9 protein-coding genes and 1 pseudogene are annotated in these 24,467 nt (G+C 36.5%); 8 read left to right on the top strand and 2 right to left on the bottom strand.

Features of this window, described 5'->3' with window-relative positions; genetic code table 11:
- Nucleotides 1–8: 8 nt before the first annotated feature.
- The 4 genes from ACEO2X_RS07080 to ACEO2X_RS07065 all read left to right on the top strand — a co-directional run bounded on the left by ACEO2X_RS07080 (nucleotide 9) and on the right by ACEO2X_RS07065 (nucleotide 14,647).
- Nucleotides 9–5,003 carry an Eco57I restriction-modification methylase domain-containing protein gene (locus ACEO2X_RS07080; RefSeq protein ID WP_371971423.1) on the top strand — a complete coding sequence of 1,665 codons (4,995 nt, stop codon included), beginning with the start codon at nucleotides 9–11 and terminating at the stop codon, nucleotides 5,001–5,003.
- A gap of 3 nt (nucleotides 5,004–5,006) precedes the next feature.
- The gene (locus ACEO2X_RS07075; RefSeq protein ID WP_371971421.1) at nucleotides 5,007–11,387 is read left to right on the top strand and encodes a DEAD/DEAH box helicase; all 6,381 of its coding nucleotides are present in this window, start codon (nucleotides 5,007–5,009) and stop codon (nucleotides 11,385–11,387) included.
- Nucleotides 11,384–13,477 (top strand): UvrD-helicase domain-containing protein, encoded by a 2,094-nt coding sequence (locus ACEO2X_RS07070; RefSeq protein ID WP_371971420.1) that lies wholly within the window; start codon nucleotides 11,384–11,386, stop codon nucleotides 13,475–13,477. Before ACEO2X_RS07075 ends, ACEO2X_RS07070 begins: the two co-directional genes overlap by 4 nt.
- 435 nt (nucleotides 13,478–13,912) lie before the next feature.
- Entirely contained in the window at nucleotides 13,913–14,647 is a 735-nt protein-coding gene (locus ACEO2X_RS07065; protein WP_371971418.1) for a lecithin retinol acyltransferase family protein, read from the top strand.
- Between the two features lie 112 nt (nucleotides 14,648–14,759).
- Here ACEO2X_RS07065 and ACEO2X_RS07060 read toward each other — a convergent pair.
- Nucleotides 14,760–15,203, bottom strand: a pseudogene (locus ACEO2X_RS07060) (transposase); the annotation flags it as partial.
- A gap of 474 nt (nucleotides 15,204–15,677) precedes the next feature.
- Between ACEO2X_RS07060 and ACEO2X_RS07055 the strand changes: the two are divergent.
- From ACEO2X_RS07055 to ACEO2X_RS07040, 4 genes are all read left to right on the top strand, one after another.
- Nucleotides 15,678–16,070 carry a hypothetical protein gene (locus ACEO2X_RS07055; RefSeq protein ID WP_371971417.1) on the top strand — a complete coding sequence of 131 codons (393 nt, stop codon included), beginning with the start codon at nucleotides 15,678–15,680 and terminating at the stop codon, nucleotides 16,068–16,070.
- A gap of 315 nt (nucleotides 16,071–16,385) precedes the next feature.
- Nucleotides 16,386–19,781, top strand: coding sequence for a TM0106 family RecB-like putative nuclease (locus tag ACEO2X_RS07050; RefSeq protein WP_371971416.1), 3,396 nt, complete (start codon nucleotides 16,386–16,388; stop codon nucleotides 19,779–19,781).
- A gap of 49 nt (nucleotides 19,782–19,830) precedes the next feature.
- On the top strand, nucleotides 19,831–21,720 hold the full coding sequence (locus tag ACEO2X_RS07045; protein WP_371971414.1) for an McrB family protein: 1,890 nt from the start codon (nucleotides 19,831–19,833) through the stop codon (nucleotides 21,718–21,720).
- Between the two features lie 14 nt (nucleotides 21,721–21,734).
- Nucleotides 21,735–23,072, top strand: a complete 1,338-nt coding sequence (locus tag ACEO2X_RS07040; RefSeq protein WP_371971412.1) for an McrC family protein — start codon at nucleotides 21,735–21,737, stop codon at nucleotides 23,070–23,072.
- On the opposite strand, the gene ACEO2X_RS07035 is transcribed toward ACEO2X_RS07040, so the two are convergent.
- A complete protein-coding gene (locus ACEO2X_RS07035) occupies nucleotides 23,051–23,758 on the bottom strand; it encodes a hypothetical protein (protein ID WP_371971410.1) in 708 nt (235 codons plus the stop codon). The two genes, ACEO2X_RS07040 and ACEO2X_RS07035, sit on opposite strands and share 22 nt — an antisense overlap.
- Nucleotides 23,759–24,467: the final 709 nt, after the last annotated feature.

The raw sequence follows: 24,467 nt of genomic DNA, 5'->3' as shown, positions 1-24,467 counted from the left end.
GATAGATCATGGCTATTAGTGACAATGCAGCGACGTATTTGGGTATTCAAAACGAAAACGAATTCTATTCGGCACATTATTTATCTGAAGTTTTTTATGGTGATATTCGTGAGCTGATTAATCAGTGGCAAGTAAAAGAACAACATGATCGAGAGACCAATCAATCGGTTATTTTTGAGCCGCCATATCAACGTTTAAAAAACTTAGCACGTCCATATTTTAAAACACATGAAAAAATTCAACGTGAACGTAGCTTAAAGGCATCTTTAGAAGAACGACGCGAGTTGCATCAACAGTTGCTGAGTGCTTTGGATATCCCATTTGCACCTTATAACCACGTATTTCATGTGGGCAGTAAGGATGTTGAACTACCAATTTTGTCTGCTTATCCAAATCAACAACAACCGAAGTTGATGGTCGTCGAAGTAATCGATAAAGAACAAGATGGTTTTGATCTATTTTCATTGGGGTTAGTCAAAGAACAATTTTTTGGACCAGGGCCGTATGCGGATGCTTTGGTACATCCAGCAAAAGATGGCAGCAAAATTAAGTGGTCAGATATCATTAATGACTACATTTTTAAAATGCAGGAACCGCCACGTTGGGTGTTGATGTTAGGCGACCGACAAGCGATTTTGGTGGATCGCTTTAAGTGGTTACAAAATCGGGTCTTACGATTTGATTGGGATGAAGTTTTAGGTCGTAAAGAACCAAACACCTTACAGGCAGTGGCAGCATTATTATTTAAAGATAGCTTAGTGCCGGCAGATGGTGATTCCTTACTTGATAACCTAGATGAAAATGCACATAAGCATGCTTTTGGTGTATCTGAAGATCTAAAGTATGCCTTACGTGAAGCAATTGAATTATTAGGGAATGAAGCAACAGAACAACTTTTACAACGTAAAGATATTAGCTGGACGGGTGAAAAAACAGGATTAAATCCCGAGCAACTCTCAAGAGAATGCTTACGCTATATGTATCGTCTGTTGTTCCTATTTTACATCGAAGCGCGTCCTGAGTTGGGCTATGTACCTATTAAAACCAGCCAAAGTTATTTAAAGGGTTATAGCTTAGAAAGTCTACGTGACTTGGAAATGGTGCAATTACAAAGTGAACAATCTTTAAAAGGTCATTATTTCCATTATTCCATCCAAAAACTATTTAACCTCATTCATACTGGTAAACCGCATGATCAGGGTGATCTATCCCTTGAAGGAAGTTACAGTGCTTCGAGCACAGGCTTAACTGGTTTTGATATTCATGCTTTAGACAGCCATTTGTTTGACCCTAAACGGACAGCATATTTAGAAAAAGTAAGATTTACCAACCAAACACTACAACGCGTCATTCGCTTGATGTCTTTGACCCGTGAAACCAGCGGTCGAAGTCGTCAGTTCCGTGGTCGTGTTAGTTATGCACAATTGGGGATTAACCAATTAGGTGCAGTCTATGAAGCGCTGCTGAGCTACCGTGGCTTCTTTGCCAAAGAAGACTTATATGAGGTGAAGCGACCGCAGGACAATTACGATGAGCTGCATGAAGGCTATTTTGTTACTGCAACAGAAATTGATAGCTATGCGGATGATGAAAAAGTCTATGAGCGAAATGACGAAGGACTAAAAGTCCTCAAGAAACATCCTAAAGGTAAGTTCATTTATCGTTTAGCTGGTCGTGACCGTCAAAAGTCAGCCAGTTATTACACACCAGAGGTTCTGACCAAAAGCTTGGTGAAATATACCTTACGTGAAAAACTGGGTGCAGAACTAGAAAAAGTAAGTGCAGATGACATTTTAAAGCTGACGGTATGTGAGCCTGCGATGGGTTCCGCAGCCTTCTTGAATGAAGCAGTCAATCAGTTAGCTGAAGCCTATTTGGTTAAGAAGCAATCTGAGCTGAATCAACGCATCGAGATGAAGGATTACCAACACGAGCTACAAACGGTCAAAATGCATATTGCAGACCATAATGTATTTGGTGTGGATTTAAACTCGATTGCTGTGGAACTCGCAGAAGTTTCATTATGGCTGAACTCGATTAATGGTTCGAATCAGGTGCCATGGTTTGGTTATCAGTTGTTTAATGGTAACTCGTTGATTGGTGCACGTCGTCAGGTCTATGAACAGAAGCAAATCACAGCCAAGGTTAAAGCAGATAAGTGGTTTAACTTTGCACCAAAGCGATTGACACCCGAAGGTTTAGCACGCAAAAAATCAGATCGTGCTAGTACGGAAGTGTATCACTTCTTATTACCTGATCCTGATATGGCAAATGTGACAGACCGTGATGCCAAAGCCTTAAAGCCTGAAAAATTCGAAACGATTAAAAACTGGCGTAAAGGCTTTTTATCTAATTTAGAAGCTTGGGAAGTTGAAACCTTACAGCAATTTAGCCAAGTCATTGATGAGTTGTGGGCGCAGCATGTTCAAACTTTAAGAACTGACCGTGCCCGTACAGAAGATCAATTTAAGATTTGGGGGCAAGAATATAAAGGTCAGACAACCACAACAGCCGCAAAAGATGCAATCCATGCCAATGGTATTTTTAACCACGATGCACCAATTGCTACGCCGTACCACCGTCTGAAATTGGTGATGGATTATTGGTGTGCGTTATGGTTCTGGCCAATTGAGCAGGCGGATTTATTGCCAGATCGTGCGACATGGATGATGGAGCTCAAGCTGGTCCTTGAAAGTGAGGTTTATGAATTTTACCAACCAGAACAAAGTGGATTTGATTTTGATACACCAATCGTAGAGACACCGAACACTTCAACTGGTTTTGAAAAGCCTCAGCATGATTTGTTTGGTGATGATCAACTCAGCTTAACGGTACAAGAAGAGAAGCTCAGCCAAGTTTTAACTGCGAAGGGTGAGTTGCATTTACCTAGTCTTTACAAACAACATCGGCGTTTACAGTTAGTCAAAGAGTTGGCTGATAAGTTTAAGTTCTTCCATTGGGAGTTGACGTTTGGGGATATTTTTGCTGACCGTGGTGGTTTTGATGTGATGTTGGGGAATCCACCATGGTTAAAAGTAGAGTGGAATGAAGGCGGTGTGTTAGGTGATTTTAACCCTGAATTTTTAATTAAAAACTTTTCAGCTACAAAATTACGGGAGCGTAGAAAGCAGGAGTTCAAGGTTAAGCCTGAATTAGAGACAGCTTGGTTTGAGGCATTAGAAGACGCAGAAGGTACTCAAAGTTTTTTAAATGCTATTTCAAATTATCCTTTACTAGCTGGCCAAAAAGCCAACCTGTATAAATGTTTTATCTGTCAGGTTTGGAATTTATGTAATTTAAATGGTTATAGTGGATTAATTTATCCTGAAGCAATTTATTTAGAGAACAATAGTGGATTATTAAGAGGTTTTTTAAATAAACGTCTTAGACAACATTATCAATTTCATAATGAGAAAAAATTATTTCCTATTGGAAACCAATTTAAATTTTCATTAAACATTATAGGGAGTACCCAAGAATTTATTAATTTTAAAAATATTTCAAATGTATTTATTCCTAAGACCATTGATGATTCATATATGCATAATGGTAATGGTGAGGTAGCAGGTCTAAAAGACATAAAAGGTGAATGGTCAACAAAAGGTCATTTGGATAGAATTGTTTCGATAACTAATAAGGATATGGAGATTTTTTCCCAGTTATACGATGAACCTGGAACTTCACGTTATGAAGCTAAGTTACCAAGTATTCATACTATTCAAATGCAAAAATTCTTAGAAAAATTTATAAAATATCCAAGAGTATTACGTGATTTGAGTAATGATTTTTTTGCTACTCAGCATTGGAATCAAACTACTGCTCAAGATGAAAAATTAATTAAAGAAATAACCATATTTCCAAATAATTTAAAAAGTTTAATATTTGAGGGTCCACATTTTTTTGTAGGCAATCCTTTGCATCAAACACCTAGAACGATATGTGATACTCATCGGGCTTATGATAAAATTGATCTTGAAAGTATTGAGGAAAATTATATACCTAGGACTAATTATATACCTGATAGTATTTACTACGAAGATAAAACACCCAAAGTACCATGGATTGAAAAAAATAAAGAGTACTCGTTACCTGTTACCTCATATTACAGACATGTAAACAGGGAAATGATAGCAAGTAATCTTGAAAGAACATTGATATCTCATATTTCAGCCAAAGATGTAGCTCATTTAAATAATTGTATTTCTTTAGTGTTTAAAGACTATAAAGATCTTTTAAGCTTTAACTCATTTTCATTGTCTATTGTTATCGATTTCTTTGTGAAATCTACTGGTCAAGGTCATGCAAATATTTCCTTATTAAAGCAATTACCAATCTTAAAGCGTAATAGTAAATATGCTAATGAACTATTTATAAGGACTTTATCCTTAAACTGTATTACAAGTTTTTATAAAGAATTATGGAGTTGTTGTTGGTCAGAAGATTATAAAAATGATAATTGGACGAATTCTAAGTTATTACGATTTGATTTTTTTAGAGAGCTTAAGCTTAAGTGGGTAAAAGAAAATGCTCTTAGAGCAGACTTTGAACGCCGTCAAGCACTGCTAGAAATCGATGTACTTGTTGCAATGGAACTCGGTATGACCTTGCAAGAATTGCTCACCATCTACCGTGTCCAGTTCCCAGTCATGCAACAGTACGAACGTGAAACCTACTATGACCAAACTGGACGTATTGTCTTTACACCATCAAAAGGTCTGGTTGGTGTTGGTCTATCACGTAATGCTGGGCCACGTGATCCATCGGTCATTATTGAATATCCATGTGGTAAAAAAGAATCCAAACCACTGGGTTGGACCGAAGCACAAAAACTACCAGATGGCACCAAAATATTAAGAACCATTATGGACGACACCCAACCGGGGGGACCTATTGAGCGTGTCATTACCTATACCAGTCCATGGTACTTACCAAACAGAGAAGAAGATTATAAACAAGCGTGGGAAGTGTTTGAGGCACGATTCAAAACGCAAGAGGGCCAATAAGGCATGTTTCCGAGTTTAATTTCAAAAGATATAGAGAAAGCATTAAAGAGTTTTATTACAACAGGCTACGAAACGGAAACACCACATTTTAAGGGCAAGTTTGAAGCATTTGTCGATCAAGATGCCAATGGCGAAGCATTTTTTAAAGGACCGTATGTGTCCTTAGGGCTTCCGTTTGCTAAAAATCCCAAAGCGACATGTGAATTTTTCCCGCACTTTAAAACAGAACATTCACCGTTTGCCCATCAGGAAAAAGCATGGACACGCCTTGTCGGTGAAACTGCTAAACCAACCTTGGTGGCAACGGGTACTGGCTCCGGTAAAACCGAATGCTTTTTATATCCACTGCTCAATCATTGCTTAGAACACAAGAGTAAAGGCATTAAAGCCATTATTATTTACCCAATGAATGCACTCGCAACAGACCAAGCCAAACGTTTTGCAGAGGTGATTCATAATACCCCTGAATTAAAAAATCGCGTCAATGTCGGGCTATTTGTTGGTCAAGATGACAATGCAGCCAGTGGCACCAAACTAATGTCGGATACGCAGGTCATCACAGATCATGACACCTTGCGTAAGAACCCACCTGACATCTTGCTCACCAACTATAAAATGTTGGATTACTTGTTGATGCGTCCAAAAGACCAAAGTCTATGGGCACAAAACCAGACAGATACCTTGAAGTATTTGGTGGTCGATGAATTGCATACTTTTGATGGTGCGCAAGGTTCTGACTTGGCCATGTTAATTCGCCGTTTAAAAGCACATTTAAAAACACCAAAACATCATTTGGTGACGGTGGGCACCTCAGCGACCATAGGGTCAGAAGAGAGTAAAGGCGATTTACTCGAATTTGTTTCTAAGATCTTTGATGCTGAATTTACAGCAGACAGCATTATTGGTGAAACCCGTGTCAGTCCAGCCGAGTTCCAGGCACCGATTGAGTACTACAGTATTTCGTATGATTTCGATCCGAAGCTATTAAATCAGCAACAATTTGAATCGGAAGTCGAGTATTTAAAACATCAAGCTTGGTTTTTCTTTGGTAAAGCAGCAGATGGTGGATTTGATCTTGATCCCACCGATATGCAGTCCCGCCAAGAATTAGGTTTAAAGTTAAAGAGCCACGCATTTTTCTTAAAGTTGCTTAACGATGCGCAAGCCTTAACACCATTTTCAAGTCTTGTACCTGAAGCACGAACACTACCACCAAGTTTAAGACCTTATGCTGAGTATATTCTCATGTCTTTATTGGCCTTGGTTGCTCATGCACGTGGAAAAGATTACCCAGGACAGCCCTTTGTCTCATTAAGGTTCCAAGCATGGATTCGAGAGTTGCGACGTATCGTAGCTTCAGTCCATAAAGATCCTGCTCATGTACACTTATACTTTCATGACGATCTAAAAAAACAAAAAGACCAAGTGGTTTTGCCTGTACTGCAATGCTCAGAATGTCATGCCACATCTTGGCTAGCGGCAGAAAAGATGGGGGATACTCAGATTGAGACAGATCTACGTAAGTTGTATACCCGCTTCTTTAAGAACGATGTGGAAGCTAAGTATTTGATGCCGATTGATCCAGCTCATACGGATCACGTGACAGGCATTGTCAGTTATTTATGTGGTGAATGTTGTCATCAAAGTGCGGTTAAAACCGATCAGTGTAATAAATGTGGTTCAAATAACGTTGTATCTGTAGTAGAAACTGCCGAGGTTAAAGAAGTTCAAGAAAAGGGGGTAAATACCAACAAGAAAGAGCGTACGTGTCCATCTTGTCATTCCCGAAATTCCTTGATTATCTTCGGATCTCAGGCGGCAAGTTTAACTTCAGTTGCGGTTAACCAACTGTTTTCCAATCAGCTCAATCAAGATAAAAAAGTCATCGCATTCTCTGACTCAGTTCAAGACGCAACACACCGTGCCGGTTTTTATAGCGCACGGACTTGGGAAATGAATCTTCGAACAGGGATGGCACAGTACATTGCTAAACATAGCATGGTGCCTTATTTAGATTTTGTTGATCATTGGTTTGAAGATTATGAACTCAATGAAATAAATTCGCAGGGTTGGACTCATGAAAAATTTATTACAGAATTTATTGCACCTAATTTAGAGTCCCGTGAAGCTTATATCGACATGAAAGAGGGAAAAAACCCTCAATTGGCACAACTGCTAGCCGATATTAAACGCCGTTTAGCGTGGGAAGCGCTACATGAACTCGGGATTAAAAGCCAAACTGGACGATCATTACGTCGTACAGGGGTCGCGAGTATTTATTGGGATCCGAATTTAATCCATCAAGCTGCCACTCAGCTGCAACAAGATGCCCTAAATCATTTGGGTTATAAATTACCGGAGAAACAAGCACAACAATTACTCTGGGGAATCTGTCTTCGTTTACGTAATCAAGGTGCGATTTATCATCAGCTTTTGGAAGGTTTTGTTGAGCGTGGTGGTGATTACTATATTTTAACCAATGATAAGACTTTACCAACTTTTGGTTCGCATTCTCAGTTACCTGTATTTCCTGCAAGCGATAAATGTAAGGGCTTTGAAAGTATCACGCTGAAAAGAGGTTATTCGTGGTATGAAAAATGGCTCAGCTTAATTGTGCAGACTGAAGATCTTGTAGGTAGAGACTTTTATAGCAAGTTATTTGAATATTGCTTAAAAGCCTTACAAAGTGTGGACTTAGTGGTTGAACGAGTGATTAAAACCAAAGATGCACGAGTCTGGGGTTTAAATCCGCAAAAACTGTTTGTTACTCATCAGCTCAGTACATTCACCTTACGTGCCTCAGATAGCTTAGATTTATCGCAAAGTCATGGTGAACTCAACGTGCCACAGCAGTGGGATGAGGAGATTGAAGATCTTCCATCATTGCAGTTAAACGTAAAGAACAACTCTCGGATGTATGTTTGGAGGAAAGATCACCGTCCATTGAATAATTTCTATAGACATTTCTACTTGCATGGGCAAATTAACCGTGTAATCGGACATGAGCATACAGGACTATTGTCACGTGCTTTACGTGAAAAAGTAGAAAACCAGTTCAAAGCCAAAGAAAAGTCAGGTGAACGAAAACCATGGTTTGAAAATTTATTGTCCGCAACTCCAACCTTAGAAATGGGTATTGATATTGGGGATCTCTCCTCAGTTATTCTCGCTTCAGTACCACCATCACAGGCAAGCTATTTACAGCGTATTGGTCGAGCTGGACGTTCGACGGGGAACTCTGTGGCGTTAACGGTTGCCAATGGACAACCACATGATTTGTATTTTTATGCAAATCCATTGCAAATGATGGCGGGCAATGTTGAGCCACCTGCAATTTTCTTAGAAGCTTCCATGGTGTTGAAACGACAATTATTTGCGTACTGTTTTGATGACTGGGGACGTGCCGAACAAGGTAAACAAAGTATTCCTGAAACCATGCAATTGGTGATTGGTGCGGTAAAAACCAATAATACAGACCGTTTCCCTTATACTTTAATTGAATATATTCAAACCCATCGAGATCGGTTATGGGACGGCTTTGCTGAGTTGCTACCACCGACGATGAGTTTAGAAAATCGAGAACGACTTAAAAAAGTGATCATCAACCATGAGTCGGAAGAAGAGCAAATCGAATGGGTGTTGATTAATCGAATTAAAGAGTTGGCAGAGGAAATTCATCGCTTAAATGAGCAAAAGAGTGCATTAGAAAAAACCTTAAAGAAAACCGAAGTATTACCTGATGATGAAGAGAAAAAGAAAAAATTAGACGAGCTTCATCAAGAAATTACAGGGGTAGCTAGGCTTAAACGTAATATTTATAGCAAGTCGACATTTAATTTCTTAACAGATGAAGGCTTACTCCCTAATTATGCTTTCCCAGAAGAAGGCACAACTTTGAAATCTGTGATTTTTAGAAAATCATCAGATCCATCGAGTGCTTCTCCGTATCATTCTGAAGAGTATGAATACACACGTCCTGCTCATGCTGCAATCAGTGAGTTGGCACCGAATAGTATTTTCTATGCGTCCCATCATAAAGTTGAAATTACACGGGTAGAAACAGCGAAAGGTAAAGCCATTGAGCGCATGCGCATGTGCCCAAGCTGTAGTTATCATGAGACGGTGGGTTCAACGGTCACGGCATCAAGTTGTCCCCGTTGTGGTGATATTCAATGGGCAGATGTAAGGCAGCAGTTTCCAGTATTGAAATTGGTGCAGGTGTATGCCAATACATTGAAATCTAAGGCGATGCTATCTGATGATAGTGAAACACGTGAACCATTATTCTTTAATAAGCAGATGCTCGTGGATGTTGATCCGCAGGACGTGGAACTTGCATATGCTTTTGAAAACGAAGATCGACCTTTTGGTTTTGAATTCGTTAAAAAAGCAAAATTTATTGAAATGAATTTTGGTGAAAGTACGGGCTCTACTGACTTAACCTTTTACATCGCTGGTAAGGAGTTAGAGCGCCCAGGTTTTAGAATCTGCAAGGAATGCGGCACTGTACAAGATAAAAAAGGCCCTGCAAAACATCAGCACTACTGTAGCTTTGCTAAAAATCAGGATGAAAGTGGCATTGAACAATGTCTGTATTTGTACCGACAATATGTTTCAGAAGCCATCCGTATTCTTATGCCGAGTATGGCTGTAGCAACGCCAGATGAACAGATCAACTCTTTTGTTGCAGCAATGCAGTTAGGCCTTAAAAAGAAATTTGGAGGCAAAGTCGATCACTTACAAATTATGATTTCTGAACAGCCTGTTGCTGGTAGTGACTTTAGAGAACGCTATTTAGTAATTTATGACAGCGTTCCTGGTGGTACGGGTTATTTACATGAATTGCTCGCGGACCCAAAGCATTTGTTAGATACATTTAAAGCAGCCCAAAAAGTAATGGCTGAATGCTCATGTCAACATGTCGTTCCTGAGGTGGATGGTTGCTATCAATGCTTGTATGCCTATCGTAATTCCTACGGTATGGAAAGCACTTCACGTAAAGTCGCTTTGAATATGTTGCATGAGTTATTACGTGATGATCCGACATTTAAAAAAGTTGAACACTTAGGGAAAGTGAAAAAAGTGGTTTGGGAGGATAGCCAGCTAGAAGTACGCTTCCCTGAAGCACTGAGAACATTTAATGAACCAGAATTACAACCCTTTGTTGGTGGTAAGAAAGTCAGTGTAAAAGTTGATTTGATCAAAGGGAATAAGGCATATCATTTAAGTATTGATAAAGAACAATACCGTATGGAAATGCATGTCCAATTGGGTCCATCACAGGGCGTTGCTTATGCTTGTGAGCCAGACTTTATTATTTACCCAGAAAATAAAGAAGCAAAGAAAGCCGGCTTTAAACCGATTGCAATTTTCTTAGATGGTTATGAATATCATGCTCAAAGCGTACATGATGATTTACTTAAACGTCAGGCATTACTTCGTTCAGGGCAATATTGGGTTTGGTCTTTGACTTGGCACGATGTAGAGTCAAGCTTTACAAAAAATGAAACTAAAGTTGCCAATGTATTTCCAAGTATTGTTACAGAAACAGCGGCTTATAGTGGACTGAAGAAAGCACATGAAAAGAACTTGAAACCTTATACGCTCAATGATTTGCAAATGAACAGCTTTAATCTGTTAATGAAGTTTTTGAGTCATCCAAGAACTGAAGATATACAACGCTTAAGTGCTCTACAAGCCTTGCGTTTAATCGATCCTAGACACAAGTCGGATCAAAATGTAGAGCAATGGAAGGCATTTACTCAGTATTTTCCATTGGAGTTTCATGAGCTTTCACAATCCAAATCACTTATTTTGAATGGTATTTTTGAACTGGGACATAGCGAAAATCAGCTTAAATTAGCATACGCTTCGGGTGACGGTATTATTAAAAATCTTGATTTAAATGCACTGATGATTGGCATCCAAGTCCAATTAGGTGAAAAAAATCTCGAAGAAACTAAATTACTGTGGATGAGGTTATGGCAACTCATGAATTGGCTTCAGTTTTGTCCAAATCTATATGCTGGAGAAATTAAACAAACCAATGAAGGTGTGTATTCAAGATTGAGTTGGAATACACCGCCTGTTTCAGATCATGATGACTGGTCATTTGTATTTGAAGAGGCATCAGAGGTTATACATCCGTTGCTATACGCATTAAAGGATCAATGTATTTCTATGCCTTTAGTTGGCTTTGAGTTAGAAGGTGCTAAAGGTGAAATTTTGGCAGAAGCTGAATTGTTATGGAAAGATCAAAAAATCATTGTGCTTTTGCCATATCAATTCGATGACAAAGAAGTATTCGAACAACAAGGGTATTACGTATACCTATTTGAAAATAATTTGGAAATATTAGTAACTGAATTGGGGGATAAGCTATGAAAACAAATTTAAAGTTGGCTTTTTCTGATGGATATTTTGCATCACTGAATAAATTGCCATCCAATATTCAGGCAAAAGTAAACCAACAGATTATGAAGTTTATGGTCAATCCCTCTTTGCCTGGTTTTAATCTAGAAAAATTACAAGTTGTCAAAGATGATAGCTTTAGATCCTTACGAGTAGATCAGACCTATCGCATCATTGTCTCCGAACAAGGCAATATTCTGTTATTACTTTGGGTTGATCACCATGATGATGCCTACACTTGGGCGAAAACGCATAAATGTAATATTAATGCCGAAACAGGTGCTATTCAGCTTTATCAAAGTGAAGTCCAAGCAGTGGCAATAGAGTCTCAGGAGACTTCGGAAAGTTTATTCAATTCTCTGCGTGATAAGCAATTGATGAAACTAGGGGTGCCAGAAGATTTAATCCCTCAAGTTCGATTAGTGCAAACGGAAGAAGATTTGGATCAGTTACAAACCAATTTGCCACAAGATGCCTATGAAGGCTTATTCTTGTATCTAGCAGGGCAAAGCTACGAGTCCATTCTTGCTGAGCGTGAAATTGCTGAAGATAGTCAATTTAGTACGACCGATTTTGAGGCTGCACTGGCTAGGGATCAGTCATTAGCGAAATTCTCTGTGGTTTCTGGTGAGACGGAATTGGAGGAGATGCTAAGTGCATCGCTAGAAAAATGGCGTGTTTTCCTACACTCATCACAACGTAAACTAGCAACAGGACATAAAAAAGGACCTATTCGTGTTTTAGGCGGTGCTGGCACGGGTAAGACGGTAGTGGCTATGCACCGAGCAAAATGGTTAGCGGAGAATTTAACTGATCCGAATCATAAAATTCTATTTACAACTTTTACCAAGAACTTAGCACAAGATATTGAAGATCAGCTTAGAAGTTTATGTGGAGAGGCTTTACTGCAAAAAATTGAAGTCGTGAATTTAGATCGATGGGTTCAGTATTTCTTACGTAAACAAAAATATGATTTTGAGATTGTCTACAGTCGAGAAAAGTTAGATGAGCATTGGAAAATGGCCTATGCAGAAATGTCACCAGAATTGACATTAAGCTTAGAGTTTTTCAAAGAAGAATGGTTGCATGTAATACAACCACAGGGCATTACCTCACTTGAGGAATATAAGCAGGCACGCCGTGTAGGACGAGGTACACGTTTAAGTCGAGCAGATAAAATTAAAGTTTGGGATGTTTTATCTGAATATAGACGTTTGCTGAATCAACATGGAATCAAAGAAATCTCCGATGCCTATCGAGATGCAGCAGACTTTATCAAAGTAAATGGTATAGATTTTCCTTATCAAAGTATTGTTGTGGATGAAGCCCAAGATATGGGACCACAAGCATTCAAGTTGTTAAGAGCGATTGTGCCAGAGCAAGAAAATGATCTCTTTATTGTTGGTGATGCACATCAACGTATTTATGACCAAAATAAAGTAGTGTTGAGCCAAGTTGGGATTAATGTACGTGGGCGATCAGCTAAACTCAAAATTAATTATCGAACCACGGATGAAATTAGAAAGTTTGCAAGCGCAATTCTAAATGATATGCCAATAGATGATTTGGATGGTGGTGAGGATAACAATACATTGTATAAATCACTTACCCATGGGCCTGCACCATATATTTTTGATAATAGCCAAAATTTTGAAGAGCAAATGCAAAAGGTATTTGCTTTTATTGATCAGTCATCTTATCCATTAGAGAGTATTTGTATTGTTGCAAGAACGAATGCGGAAATAGATAAAATTGCTCAAAAATTTAATGCTGAGAAGCGAAAATTCCATAGAATTGAAACCTCTGAAACACATGCTCCAAAGGATGTTGTAAAAATTGCCACGATCCATCGTGTTAAAGGCTTGGAATTTGATTTAATTGTTTTAGCATCTTGTAATGAGGGGCTTATACCATTAAAGAACGCCGTCGAGCATAAAGCAGATGAAGTGTCTCAGATTGAAGCAGATGCTCATGAGAGATCACTTGTATTTGTTGCTTTAACGCGTGCTAAGAAGGAAGTAGTTATTTCTTCTTATGGGGTGAAGAGTAGCTACTTAGTTTAGTTCGTTTTCTCTCATGAGCAATAGGTAACACGATGCCAGGGATCTACATGGTATTAAACTGTGAGTAATGATTGGTGTTTAGATTCTATGGCACTAATTTTAAAGCATTTTTAATAATTGGTCGAGAAAAGAGCCATGGAAGTTGTTGATAAAAATGCATGGGTAAATTTTTAAAAAAATACCCTGTTTTCACATATCGCAGATTCAAATCCCAAGTGCAACACATTTGTAGTTAGTTGAAAAAGTTAGGTGTATTCATAGAATCATTAGACTTTTTCAACTCGCAATGGCTTTGTTGCACAAAGATTTCATAACTATATGATTTTAAAAGTTTTGATTATTTTTTGATCTAAAATTAAATTTATTTAAATCATATGCTTACATATTTATGCAACAAAGCCATTTAAAAGATAAAGTTAAATTAGGGGGGGATTTATGGGAATTAAAGATTTTTTCAGTAATGCGGTTGATGCTGTAACAGACACAGCCAAAAGTGCAACAGATGCTATTAAATATAACAGTGTTGTTGAATATGCTGTGATGGTTGCTAAAGAAAAAGCCTTTGATGCTGAAATGAAAACTATTGAGACTATTGAGAAGGCAACGGTCATTGTTGAGAAAGCAGGAGATGATCCCGCGATCCTTTTAAATTCAGCTAAATATATTCTTACAGGTGCATTATCTGGAAGTATTGCACCCACTGTTGTTTCTAAATATATAGCTACTCATTATGTCGCGAATGGATTAAATAATCTGAGTATGAGAGTAAATCCAATACCAGGATCAATTGTGTATTGTAATTTATTTTTGAACACTGAACATTCAGGTGTTTATATTGGTAACAATAAAATTGTCCATTTAAACAAACATGGAAATATTGAAAGTGTAACTCCTCAAGAATTCATTAGTGGTACACCTGCAAATGCCATTTATGTCTCTTGTAATAATGGTGATCCTGTAGGTAGTGAGGTTGTTGCTGAACGTGCGAGAAAATTTATAAGTTCTAGACGTGATTACAACTTATTTTTTGATAATTGCCACCAATTTTCTGCAAGTTGTTTAACTGGTGATCCTGAGAATCGACTCACCATACTGACTATGCTTAAACTACAAAGTGATATCACCTTAGATGCTAAACAATGGTTGCATTGGGATCGACGTAATTGGTGAGGCTTTGTTGCACAAAGATTTCATAACTATATGATTTTAAGAGTTTTGATTATTTTTTGATCCAAAATTAAATTTATTTAAATCAGATGCTTACATATTTGTGCAACAAAGCCACTTGTTCTATAACTGCATCTGTCACCTTGGAAATCAGGGTGGGTGACACATCTGCATCATACATTTCCTTGAATGAAGCAACAATGTCCCGAGTCGTCATACCTTTGGCATAGAGGGATAAAATCTGGCTATCCATTTGCGTGATACGGGTCTGATTTTTCTTGATAAGCTGTGGCTCAAATGTACCCTCACGATCTCTAGGGGTATCTAGTTCAAACTCACCATCATCAGTCAGTAGACGCTTCGTTGTGTAACCATTGCGAACATTTTTGCCTGTTCGTGGGCTATTCTTTTCGTAACCTAAATGGTCGGTGAGTTCCGCATTAAGGGCAGTTTCAACAGTCAATTTCTTTAAAGCCCGACTAAAATTATTGAGATCGGCTTCGGTTTTTAGGTTCTTGGCTAACTCTTTAGCGAGTGCCAACATTGCTTCATCTTTCATGGTAAACACCTTTTGTTTGACCCCAACAACGTTGGAGGAGTTTAAGCGTTTACACAGTTTTATTTACAGTCTCCCTTTTGAGTTTGAAGCAATGTACTATGATAAGATTAACCCGTTAGGTCAGGTGGTCTAACTTAAATAAAAAAGTCTCCGACAAACCCGGTACGGTTAATGGTCTTTAAATATGATCGAGTGGAAAATGTTTTTATGTATATGTAGAGAACAATTTTAATGATTTATACCGCTAATATAGCGGATAATTTAATGTAAATTTCATTTTTCCGTTTTTGAACCGTACCGGGTTTGTTGGAGGAGTTTATTAAGATAGGCTGCCTGACCTAACACAGTGATTAAATTGAGACTGTAAATTAAATTCTACTTTCTCGCATTTTTTTGAGCAGTCAATGTCAACAAGTTCTAATGTAATAGATATACTACATGAAGTAAAAATTATATAATGAAAGGGTAAATAAGATGCCAATGATAATCCAACATATAGACGCAATTGCGAGAAAAAAAGGAAGTGATGTACTTTTTGTTAGTTTTAGTGAAATGACATTAGAAAATCACAATTATAAAGATTTAACTGAGCGAAATGAATTAATACAATGGCTAAATTATAATAATATTTCATTTGAGTTTTGTTACGGTATGGCTAGTGATAATGTTATACAGCAACCATATCTAGGTAATTTATTCTTAGATGTCAGTTTTGATAAAAATGATCCTTTATATATTAAACTAGAAAAACATTTGGAAAATCGAGATGGAAGTCCAAAAATTCCAGGTGTGCAATTTTTTTATTGTCCATTAGATGTAGCTATGCAAAATTCACATTATGATTCCCCAGATTTTTTTCATGAATAGAATTTTTAACAATAGACCTTGCGGATTATGCTTTTACCTAATTTTGAATTGGTTAAAACCTTATAAAATATAGTTTGTGGCTGTTTAAATTTTGACTAATGCCAGGTCTAATATATTTTTTAAGGCGACTGATGCAAAAATCTATTTTTTGTTAAAGGATGGCTAATCATTGTATTTCAATCGCAGATTATGCACGAATGCTAAAAAATCTGGGATGCAAATATTAACCAAGAAGAAGATCGTTTTTTGATTTATGAAAGAAGTCTATAGTAGTATTTGTTTTTTTAGTACTTTATAAAAATATTTGGGGTTAATATGAAACTACACAATGATAATTTAATTTTTTCACCCTCTGATTTAATTTTGTTTTTAGAAAGTCCTTTTGCTTCCTGGATGGAACATTTCAGTCTTATTTCTCCTGAAGCTTTAGATTTAAAAGATCAGGATGATGCAATGATGCTCATGCTTCAGGATAAAGGTGCAGAGCACGAATCATCTGTATTGGAAGGATTAAAGCAACAAGGCTTAACGATTGCGAATATAGGATTAAGTTCAGATAAGAAAGCTGCAACGATACAGGCCATGAAAGAAGGTGCAGATGTTGTTTTCCAGGCTTGTTTAAGTCAAGATCAGTTTACAGGATTTGCTGATTTTTTAGTCAAGGTTCCAGGTTCTAGTCAACTTGGGGACTATCATTATGAAATTTGGGACACCAAACTTTCAAAATCATTACAACCATATTACACCATTCAATTGTGTTGCTATCAGGAAATGATTGCAGCTATTCAAGGCCGTTATTCGAATGATTTTGTCATTATTTTAGGCGATCAAACTCAACAGCGATTGAGAACACAAGAATTTTACTATTACTACCAATCAGTAAAAAATGCCTTTTTGCAATTGCACGAAGAATTCGATTTAGAAAAGTACCCTAATCCTTCTGACTCCAAGTCATGGGGTTGTTGGAGTAATTATGCGAAGCAATTACTCAAAGAGGCAGATCATCTTTCTCAAGTCGCCACAATTACACGCTCGCAAATCAAGAAGCTGAATGCTGATGGTATTCAGACGATGCAAGACTTGATTAATAGTGATAAGCCAAGCATTAAGAGCTTGAATACTGATGTATATAAAAGATTAAAAGCTCAGACCCAAATTCAGAGAAAAAGTGAAGGGCTTGCAACGCCTTTATTTGAAATCATTAACACTCATGAAAAACTAGGATTGGCACTATTACCTCAGCACTCTGAAAATGATGTGTACTTTGATATCGAGGGGTTTCCTTTAATTGAAGGGGGACTTGAGTACTTGTGGGGATGTACATATTTCGATGAAAAAGGTGAGCGTAAGTTTATAGATTTTTGGGCTCACAATGAAGTCGAAGAAAAAATAGCATTTAAATCATTTATCGAATGGGTTTATGCACGTTGGCAGCAAGATCCTACAATGCATATTTACCATTATGCAAACTATGAAATTGCTGCATGTAAGAAGCTCATGTGCCGTTATGGTGTTTGTGAATTAGAAGTAGATCAATTGCTAAGAAATGGAGTTTTTGTTGATTTATACAAGATCGTTAAAAATGGATTACTGATTGGTGAACCAAAATATTCTATTAAAAATGTAGAACACTTATATCGTGGTAAACGTGAAACAGAAGTGGGTTCCGGTGGCGATTCTGTTGTCGTGTATGAAAATTGGCGAGTTAATCCAGATGGATTAATTTGGCAAACATCACAAGTCCTGAAAAGTATTCGAGACTACAATATTGATGATTGTAATAGTACGCAAGAGTTAGTGGCTTGGTTGCATCAGAAACAGCAAGAATTTGGCATCCAGTATGTAGGAAAAAAAGACATTGTAGAAAAAGAGCTAAGTGAGGAAATAACGGCAATAACAAACTTAAGAGATCAATTATTGAGTAAAGCAGAATCTCTTAAGTCTCACGATATAATTGAGTCACAAATTTGTGAAAACATGGCTTGGGCTCTGGAGTTTCATCGTAGAGAAGCTAAGCCAGTTTTTTGGCGACTTTTTGAAAGAATGGGCTTAACAGTAGAAGAGCTTTATGATGATCTTGATTGTCTAGTAAACTGTATTCGTACAGACAAAGAGCCATTTAAACCAACTCCTAAAGCAAGAAGCTTAGCATATGAGTATTCATTTGATCCTCATCAAGAATTTAAAATGGCAAATACCACTAGCTTTTATACTCTTGGGGAGGAAGATGAAAAGGGAAACAATCTTAAAGCGACATTATTAAAAGAGCATTCATCAGTTTCAAAAGGCAGAATTTGCTTACAGCTTAAAGAACCGCTGTCTGTTGTGCATTTAATCCCGGATGATTATGTAAATCCAAAGCCTATTCCAAAAGCAATAGAAACAGTAGTCCGAAGCTATTATGAAAACCAGCTCAATGATGATGCTATTCTCCATTTTTTAAGACGGGATTATCCACGCATCAAGGGTATAGAAAAGGGAGAAATAATTGTTTCGAGCCATAAAAACTTAGAAAAGTTGGATCAAATAAAATCGGCAATTTGTAATTTGGATAACTCATATATTGTGATTCAAGGACCTCCTGGAGCAGGAAAAACCTTTACAGGTAAGCATGTTATTGCAGAACTACTTAAGCAAGGAAAAAAAGTAGGCATTAGCTCAAACTCCCATAAGGCGATTAATAATCTTTTGATTGGTGTGGCACAGTATTGCCAAAATGAAAATATTCAAGCTCATTTCTGTTGTACAAAAAATACAGATACTGAAATTGAAAACTTTGGAATTTCAGAAATTAAGAATGACAAAATAGTTGAATATCTTGATGGAGCATGTGTCGTTGGTACCACAGCGTGGGGGTTTTCTCGTGAGGAATTAAATAAGCAATTTGATTATTTGTTTATTGATGAAGCAGGGCAAGTATCGGTAGCAAACTTAATTGCAATGAGTCAATCAGCTCATAATTTGGTTTTAATGGGTGACCAAATGCAACTAGGACAACCCGCTCAAGGTACGCACCCTGGCGATAGTGGTTTGTCTATTTTAGATTATTTGCTAAAAGATCATCCAACAATTGAGCCTAATCGAGGCATCTTTCTCGACACTACCTACAGAATGCATTCAAAAGTAAATGAGTTTATCAGTCAGGCCATTTATGAGGGTAAGTTAAATTCACACAAGTCTAACGATCTGCAAGTTATTCAAGTCCCTGATGCTTATAAGGGGGTGTTAAATAAGGAAGCAGGTGTTGTATTCATCCCCGTTGAACATGAAGGAAATACTCAGGCGAGTGATGAGGAGGTTCAAGCGATTCAGCAGGCTGTAAATGAGCTTATTGGGCGAATTTATACTGACAAGGAAGGTAATAAAAAGTCCATCACATTGGATGATATGTTATTTGTAGCACCATATAATTTTCAAGTGACTAAACTTAAATCTGCTTTAGGTGAAAATGCAAAGCTGGGAAGTGTAGATAAGTTTCAAGGCCAAGAAGCACCTATTGTATTTTTCAGTCTATGTGCAAGTGATGCGAATGATTCTCCACGAGGAATGGATTTTTTATTTGATAAAAACCGTTTAAATGTGGCGATTTCTCGAGCGCAGGCTTTGGCAATTGTGGTAGGACATCCAAATTTAGTAAATAGTCAGGCAAATCAGATTAAACAGCAAAAATTGGTGAATATGTTTTGTCAGTTAATGGCATATGCAAAATGAATAGCGAAATACATTTAATAAATTAATTTAAGAGTTAAAGGATATATAAGTGGTTATAGAAGTTCTGGATAAAAAATATGAGTGGGTTGATTTTTATAGGAAAACAGTATTTCCTTATATTCTTAGTTATGAAGAAAACCAAACTAAACTGGCACATGATTTAAAAATTTTTAAGACGGAAGTAGGTCATAATTTTCGACCTGATAAAATCTTAGGTGAAAATGGTTCAATAATTGATGATCCGAATCATCATACCGAAATAGACCCTTTTACAGTGTTAGCTTTAATCAATGTAGGAACTAATGAGAATAGAAAAAAGTTACATAGTCTTTTATTAAGTGAGACAATTGATATTGATTTAGTTGGCGTTGCAGAGTCTGATGCCCAAAGTGTTTGGTTTTATCCATATAAAGCACATGAGAAAAATAAAAAAATAGTAGAGAGACCATCAAATACTATTTTTAAGTTGTGGGAATTATTTAAAAATATTATTGAAATTAAAGAAGGTAATATTGATTTAGTAAAAAATAAAATTGTAGATATATTACCGACAGCATCTCTTGGTATTAATAAATTATCTACGGGATTGAGTCGTTGTCGACCAGATTTATTTTTTCCATTAAATTCGATAGGTACTAAGTTTCTTAATAAACATGGCATTAAATACACAGATATTTCTGTTAATAATGATGTAAAGGCACTGAGGGTATGGGAAGACTATTGCACTACCATATCAGAAATAAAACGCAGATTTAAAAATCAAAAACTCTATGAATTATATTATCAAGCAGTCTGTGAAGTAGAGTCTGAAGGACGTAAAAATTTGAAAAGTAAAAAAGTCGATGAGAAGGTATCTTCTGAGCCAGAGGATAATACGGATAATTTAGATTTTCCTCTGAATCAAATTTTATATGGGCCAGCTGGCACAGGTAAAACCTATGAGACTATCAGTAAAGCTCTAGAAATAGCAGTGCCTGAGTGGTGGAGTGAAGATATAGAAAGGTCTAGATCTACTATTGTTGAACAATACAAAGTTTTAGTTGAGGAAGGTAAAATCAGTTTTGTCACTTTTCACCAGAGTTATGGTTATGAAGACTTTGTTGAAGGTATTAGAGTTAAGAGAAAAGAGGGGCAATTAAATTATGATGTTGAACCTGGTGTTTTTAAAAATATTTGTGAAAGAGCAAAAGACAATCCAAATGAAAATTATGTTCTCATTATTGATGAAATTAACCGCGGGAATATTTCAAAGATTTTTGGTGAGTTGATTACTTTAATTGAAAAATCAAAAAGAGTGGGTAATGTTGAAGATTTAGAAATTATTTTACCCAACTCTCCAAATGTAAAATTTGGCGTCCCAAAAAATCTTTATATTATTGGAACAATGAATAGTTCTGACCGTTCATTAACATCAGTAGATATCGCTTTAAGACGGCGCTTTGAATTTGTTGAAATAATGCCAAAACCAGAAATTCTAAAGGATATTAAAATCACAAAAGAGAATAAAGTGGTGGAAGCTATTGATGTAGCTAAATTATTAGAGGTAATGAATAAACGTATTAAGGTGCTATTAGATAGAGATCATTGTATTGGTCATGCTTATTTTACTGAATTAAAACCTACTTCTGAAAAAGCAGCAGCTACGGTTCGAGAGCTTATGCAAATTTTTGAGAAAAAGATTATTCCTTTGTTGCAAGAATACTTTTTTGATGATTGGAGTAAAATCAAGCTAGTACTCGGAAATAATGGCATGGTTAAAACTGAAAAATTGGAAGAGTCATTATTTCCAGGTATGGATGGCCAGTTAATAAAAAATCTTGAAAGTCGAAATTGGGAAATAAATCAAGATTTATTTAAAAAAGAAGCAGACATTGAGGATCAAATTGTTTCTCTTCTGCAGATTGTTACAGGCGTGAAAGCAAAAGAAAATGACTTGTAATAGGCTGAATTATAGTGCTTCTGAGTATTAGAGAATATGGTGTCATTGAAGACAATGGCACTGAACATGCATTTGCTAAAGAGTTGGATCATATCTGTGTTCCAACCTCAGTATTTGACTATTTATGTGAGCTTTCTAGTCAAACTAAAAAAAATGGTATTGCCATTTTTGAGTTAGAAGGCAGACGTAAAATAAAAGTGGATAACTATGTTGGTATTATCCAAACACCATGTGGTCATACAATTGAAATATTACCTAAGCATGTAGAAATACATGAGCAAGATCAAAGGGAAATTGTACTTGCGAATGAACGTCAATTACTCAGGAAAATGCTGAGAATCTTGTGGAAGCTTCCATCCTCTCGAGAAGCAGGATCAGCCTCATTAGATAAGTTAGATTTACCTTTGAGTGAATGGATCATGAGTCGCTTTTTGGAGGCATGTAATCTATTACTTCAGCGAGGTTTACGGTCTGAATATCAACGTATTGCTGAGCAAAGTGCCTATTTAAAAGGTAAATTGAATATCCAAAAATATCTGACTCAACCAGTGACAGAACAAAATCGTTTCCCGATTGAACATGATGTTTTTTCTTTAAATACAGCCCCAAATCGTCTTATTAAAGCTGCATTAGAAAAAATTTGTACACTCACACAAGATAATGATAATTGGCGATTGGCAAATGAAATACGTCAAAAACTCAGTGAAGTACCTAAAAGTACATTGCCATGCCTAGACTTTCCCCAATGGAAATCAGGCCGTTTATATGCTCAATATGAATCAATCAAAGTATGGTGTGAAATAGTCCTAGGTGAACAGACACCATCAGCATTGCAGGGTGAATGGTATGGAATGAGTTTACTCTTTCCTATGGAAAAGTTATTTGAAGCTTATGTACTGAGTGAGATGGAGAAAAAATATTCGGGCCATTATCGAATCCAAAGGCAGAAGAGCAATAAATATTTGTGCCGTCATAATGGAAAAAATAGATTTAATCTTCGGCCAGATATCTACTTTGAAGCGAAAAATAAAACTATTCATAACAACATGATTTTAGATACAAAATGGAAATTATTGGATCAGAATAGTGAAGACCAGCGTTATGGAATTAGCGATGGTGATATGCGGCAAATGTTTGCTTATAGTTATATGTACCTTGAACACGATGGCCCCATAGTTTTGATTTATCCAAAAAGTTTAAAATTTCATGAAGCATTACCAGACTTTCAGTTAAATAAGCATGAAAGAGATCAAGGGAAAAATCCAAAGATATGGGTTCTCCCTTTCGATCTAGATAATGATGAATTAATCGGTTTTGATATGATAAAAAATCAGGACATTGGAGACTCTTGACTTAAATGTATGATAGACAATTTATTATCTGAGATTGGATGCTTTGAAAGCACGGTACTAAAGAATACATCTCTATTTTCAGCATACGTTAAATTATTAACAGCATCTTCTATGAAAGTTAAATACTCAGATTCTGAAGGAAAATCATAGCTTATTGAAAAATTGAAGCATACTGTTTCAGTCTCTGATATCGTTTTAAGATAGGTATTGAGTTGTTTTTCATAATCAGCATCGTTTTGTAAAATATCATGCATCTTGAGATATTGATGGCCATTATTATCTGAGTTAGATTTAAATAAATCTTGGGGATCAAGATGATATTCAGCTGAGAAATAAAATTTAATAAAACTATGGTAAAGCTTTTCTAGAGCCTGTTGGGATGTCATAGATTGATCATGCTCGAATACTAGGGCATTTAGATTATTTTCCAGTCTATTGTTTGAATGTATGGGGATGATAAGGTGAAGTTTACTGCAATTTAGTTGAAGGTCATGGAGTTCATCCCAAGATTCGAGGATGATAATATTGATTTTATTTTTCTCCATGCTATGAATCTGTTCTAAAGTTTTAATTGTAAATAATATAGGTTTTAGACTATCTTCAAATAACTGGTAAAAATCAATTGAAATCTCTTTATTTGTATAAATAGCAACAATTTGTGGTGTTTCAGAAGTTATATGGGACATGTTCTATAAATAGGGTTAAAAATTCGTGGAAGGTTTTTTATTCATAACATGAAAGATATAAGAAAGATACTTGTAAACCAAAATTATAATTCAGTTTATATTGTTGGAGATCTTCACGGATCTTATAGCATTTTAATGCAAGAAATTCATCTAAAGAATTTTGGTGAATCCAAATAGAAGAATTACTGGCACACCGCTGGAAATCCGACCAAAATTAAAAAATAGGCATGGGGTTCAGCGGACGCTTACGATAGTTTTATAAATTGTGCCCTAACTAAAGATTACAGTAGTAATCTTTAGTTTGTTAAAACCTGCTATTTATAACTTTTATACTGGGTAGGTAATACCCCCATTTTTATTTGAATTAATGGGTAGAAAATCTAACTTAATCTTCTCTTAATTATAAGTTTTTAAAGGAAACGGAAGTTGAGTTAAGATGCCACCATCTCAGCAAAAAAAAATCAAATAAGAAAAGTAGATATTCAGTAAGCGTCCGCTGAACACACCTTATGAATTCATCTTATAAGCCTTAATTTAGTCCCCACTTAAAAACAAGTGGGGACTAAAATTTATGACTACAAATGTAAGCGTCCGCTGAACACACCTTCTGAATTCATCCTATAAGCCTTAATTTAGTCCCCACTTAGAAACAAGTGGGGACTTAAATTTATGACTACAAATAATCAGACATCCATCGCATCTCTTGCGA

This window comes from Acinetobacter sp. AL9 (genome assembly GCF_041464035.1).
Classification (GTDB): Bacteria; Pseudomonadota; Gammaproteobacteria; order Pseudomonadales; family Moraxellaceae; genus Acinetobacter; species Acinetobacter towneri.
This window is presented reverse-complemented; position numbering and strand designations above follow the sequence as displayed.